Genomic DNA, 1,005 nt, shown 5'->3' with positions numbered 1-1,005 from the left:
TCACGACGGAACCCACCACCGGTGGAGGCCCCACCACGGTTGTCGTCCCGACGGAACCCACCGCCGGACGAACCACCGCGGCTGTCATCACGACGCGGCGCACGGTCCCGGTTGTCACGGTCGTCCCGACGGAACCCACCACCGGTGGAACCGCCGCGGTTGTCGTCGTCGCGACGGGGCCCGCGCGGCCGGTCGTCACGACGCTCGAACCCACCGCTCGGACGCCCACCACGGTCATCATCACGACGCGGAGCCCGATCATCACGACGGAACCCACCACCGGACGAACCACCACGGTTGTCGTCCCGACGGAACCCACCACCGGTGGACCCACCGCGGTTGTCGTCGTCGCGACGAGGGCCACGCGGCCGGTCGTCACGACGCTCGAACCCACCGCTCGGACGCCCACCACGGTCATCATCACGACGCGGAGCCCGATCATCACGACGGAACCCACCACCGGACGAACCACCACGGTTGTCGTCCCGACGGAACCCACCACCGGTGGACCCACCGCGGTTGTCGTCACGACGCGGCGCACGGTCCCGGTTGTCACGGTCGTCCCGACGGAACCCGCCGCCCCCGCTGGTGGGCCGGCTGTCGTCACGACGGGGCCCCCCACCGCTGGTGGGCCGGCTGTCATCGCGGCGGTTTCCGCCACGGTCGTTGTCCCGGCGCTGGCCGTCCGACCGGTCGTCACGACCGCCGCTGAAGCCGCCCCGGTCACCGCCGTCCCGGCGACGCGGCTCGCGCTCCGAACGATCGTCGGGAGAGTTGGTGGACATCGGTGGTGCTCCTGTCATCGGGTACTACAGACATTCTTGCGCAGCCGGACACCCGACGCGCTTCGGAAAAACAAAAAGGACCCTTGGTCCCAGCGTTGAACGCTGGGACCAAGGGTCCTTCAAAGATTGTTCGGCGGCGTCCTACTCTCCCACAGGGTCCCCCCTGCAGTACCATCGGCGCTGAAAGGCTTAGCTTCCGGGTTCGGAATGTAACCGGGCG

1 rRNA gene and 1 pseudogene are annotated in these 1,005 nt (G+C 69.2%); both read right to left on the bottom strand.

The features are described from left to right. Positions 1–541 (bottom strand): annotated as a pseudogene (locus tag ACIBJG_RS38830) (hypothetical protein); the annotation flags it as partial. Positions 542–913: 372 nt separating this feature from the next. Next, positions 914–1,005, bottom strand: a 5S ribosomal RNA gene (rrf, locus tag ACIBJG_RS38825); the annotation flags it as partial.

It is taken from the genome of Streptomyces sp. NPDC050422 (assembly GCF_044458665.1).
Lineage (GTDB): Bacteria > Actinomycetota > Actinomycetes > Streptomycetales > Streptomycetaceae > Streptomyces.
The sequence above is the reverse complement of the archived record's forward strand: the minus strand, read 5'-3'. Positions and strand labels throughout refer to the sequence as shown.